4 protein-coding genes are annotated in these 2988 nt (G+C 70.3%); all 4 read right to left on the reverse strand.

The features are described 5' to 3' along the window. A partial coding sequence (locus tag G6019_RS04130) for a hypothetical protein (RefSeq protein ID WP_182627090.1) occupies positions 1-1008 on the reverse strand: 1008 nt, incomplete at its 3' end. After that, positions 1005-1607, reverse strand: a complete 603-nt coding sequence (locus G6019_RS04135; protein ID WP_182613475.1) for a signal peptidase I — start codon at positions 1605-1607, stop codon at positions 1005-1007. The genes G6019_RS04130 and G6019_RS04135, both read right to left, overlap by 4 nt. A 56-nt stretch (positions 1608-1663) precedes the next feature. Then, complete coding sequence (locus G6019_RS17080) at positions 1664-2299, reverse strand: SipW-dependent-type signal peptide-containing protein (RefSeq protein WP_197431426.1); 636 nt, start codon at positions 2297-2299, stop codon at positions 1664-1666. Positions 2300-2562: 263 nt separating this feature from the next. Further along, positions 2563-2988, reverse strand: a 426-nt coding sequence (locus G6019_RS04145) for a PucR family transcriptional regulator (protein ID WP_182613474.1), incomplete at its 5' end; no start/stop codon positions are given.

A 2988-nucleotide genomic window follows, 5' to 3' on the forward strand; every position in this document is an offset into this window, starting at 1 on the left:
CTCGACGGACTGACCGGGCTCGGCCTCGACGGGCCGGCCGGGCTCCCCCTCGGTGGCGACTGACTCGCTGACCGCGGCCGCGCGCATCGACATCATCCGGGCGGACTGCTCGGGGAGCGGAGCCGGCCAGGACACGTCGGGCCGGACGGGTGCGCTGGTCACGGACCGGGAGGCACCGCATTCGGCGTGCGCCAGCACCATGTGCAGGACCCAGGGCTGCGACCCCAGGACATCCCCGGACGCCTCCACGTACAGGCGGAGCTGCGACATCGCGTACCCGTTCGACACCACGTGATGGTGCTGGAGGACGCCGTGGTAGGTGTACAGGCCGATGTCTCTGACAAAGGTGGTCTGCCGCCCCGGTGCGGGGATCTGGACACGATCACCGGAGTCGAAGAGGTTGCCGCCGATCGTCACCGGGTCTCCCGCGAGCCCGGCTCGCCCGATCTCGCCCGGAGTGCACGACGCGGTGGCGGTGATGGGGGTCGACGAGGTCCGGACGAGCGGCACTCTCACGAGGAGCGCCAGGGCCGATGCATCGACGTTCCGGACCTGGGACACGGCGTGACTCGCCGCCGCCCCGGCCTCCGGTTGATCGGGAAGCGGTCGGCAGTCGTCCGGCTGACGGTTGTCGCGCCGGGCGCATGTGCGCGTCTCGGCGCTGGCCCGCACCGAGCTCAGGAAGGTGCCCACCGACTCGGTGCTCCAGCTGCTGGGGCTGGCGGAGCGCGCGATCCAGGTGGTGGAGGGCGTGACCTCTCTCTGGACCGAACCGATAGCACTCGCCCCGGAGAGCCACGGCTTGAGTGCGCCGTAGCCGGCGGCGGACCGGGCGAAGTTCCTGCCGCCGTCAGGGCTCGCCCCGAACTCGGCGGCTCCCATCGCCCGGTCGGCCCACGCCGCCTCGGTGGGCCGAATGGTGCCCACGGCCAGCGCCGTCGTCATGACCAGGGCGAGGGCCCCGAGCATGGCCATGAGCGCGCGCACCGGACGCTGCAGACCGGTCACCGTGCGACCTCGTCGTCGTCCTCGTCCTCGGCCACCGCTTCGGCCTCGTCGCGCCCGGGCCAGAAGGTCCACAGGACACCGACCGCGGCGAGCAGGGTGATCGAGCCCAGGACCAGCGGGTTGCCGGCCCAGACGATCGCGTTCGCGAGGCCGGGCACCGACCACAGCACCTTGCGCACGCTCTCCACCCGGTACATCCCCGGGTCGGGGTTGGGGTTCGCGTCCCCCTTCATCTGGATGAGCGCCTCACCCGGCGCCTGCGGGTGGACCTCGATCACCCGGTGGGTGACGGGCAGCCGGCCGGGCCTGTCGACGGTGACCACGTCCCCCACCCGGATCTCGTCCGCACCGATCTGCTTGACCACTGCGACCGAGCCCGCGGGGATCGTGGGGGACATGGACCCGGTCTTGAACATGATGAGGGTGATGTTCATCGTCACCGCCGCGAGCACGAGCCCGACCGCCACCACGCCACCCGCGGCGAGCAGGTTGGCCAACCCGCCGGCGAGGTAGGAGCCGACCGACCGACCGGGTGCGCGGTGCGCTCCCGCGGGTCGACCCGCGTTTCCGCTGTGGGGCGCGTGTGCTGCGGTCTGCATGGCCGTCACCTCTCGTGAGTTGCTCGCCGGTCTCGGGTCGGAAGGTCGAGGCGCGGTCAGGCGTCGTCGCTCTGGGCGTCGAAGGTCCAGTACACGGGGGCGGGCGCGATGCCGGCCGAGTCCAGGCCCGCGCTGCCGTCGAGCTGCGCGCGGAAGCACAGCCACGTGTAGGCGTTCTTCTCCACCCGCGTGGTGCGGGTCGTGGGAGCGGCGAGCGTGCCCACCGTCGTGAAGTTGGTGGCGGCCGACGAGCAGGTGGACGGCGGGGTGGAGCCACCACCGAGCTCGGCGATCGAGACGGCGACCTTGCTGGTCAGGGCGTTGGTGGCGACGCTCTGCTGCGAGATCGTGACGTTGGCGCCGAGGTTGCCCTTGTTCTCCCGCAGGCCCACCAGCTGGTAGACGGGCACGCCCGGGACGAGCGCCTTGGAGGCGGGCCCGAACTGCATGGTGCCGGCCTTGTCCTTGGTCACGAACTCGTTCCACCCCTCGGCGGCGTTGAAGTGGGCCTGGATGTTGAAGTCGCTGCCCGTGGTGCCGAACTCGCTCACGCCCCACGCGGTGTCCGACCAGGCCGCCAGCGTCACGGCGGCGCCGACGCCCAGCACCAGACCCGAGGCCATGATGGCCCGGGCCTTCTTGCGGCGGTTCTGCTTCGGCGCGGTCCGGGCGGGGGTGGGCGTGGTGCTCATGGGTGGGCCTTTCTGGCGTAGGTGAGGGTCGTCGCCAACGCAGGTTGTTGACGCATCGCATTTATTATCGTTTATCTACTCGCCAGTAGCAAACGGAAATGTCACTTCTGTCTACAAACTCACATTTCCGCGAATCGCGCCCAAATATCAACGTCAACTGCCGTTATGACGGCACTCTCATGTTCTGGACGTGAATCGTGATGTGTCCGCGGGGTTACCTGGACACTAAATCAGGTCTCGGCATGCGCTCAGGTTGAGCACGCTCAGGCGCCGCGGAGCTCCCACATCCGCAGCGCCAAGCGGAGCTCCATCGCGCGATCACCGCGGCGCCACCCGTCGCCGAGAACCGAGTCCAGCCGGTCGAGTCGCTGATAGACGGTGTTGACGTGGATGTAGAGCCGGTCGGCGGTGGCGGAGGGGCTGGCGTCGGCGGCGAACCAGGCGCTCAGGGTCTCCATGAGGGCGCTGCCCCGGTCGCGGTCATGATCTCGGACCGGCCCGAGGTTGCGGTCGATGAACTGCGTGACGTCCTCCGCGTCGACCTCGCTGAACAGCAGTCCGTACAGGCCGAGCTCCTCGGTCGCCGCGCCCTCGCCCGCACGCCCCAAAGCGACGAGTAGCTGAGCGGCGCGCCGGGCCCGCTCGACGTGGTCGGCCACGGCGACCAACTCGCCGGCGGGGCCGGAGGC

Source organism: Dietzia sp. DQ12-76 (assembly GCF_014145045.1).
Classification (GTDB): domain Bacteria; phylum Actinomycetota; class Actinomycetes; order Mycobacteriales; family Mycobacteriaceae; genus Dietzia.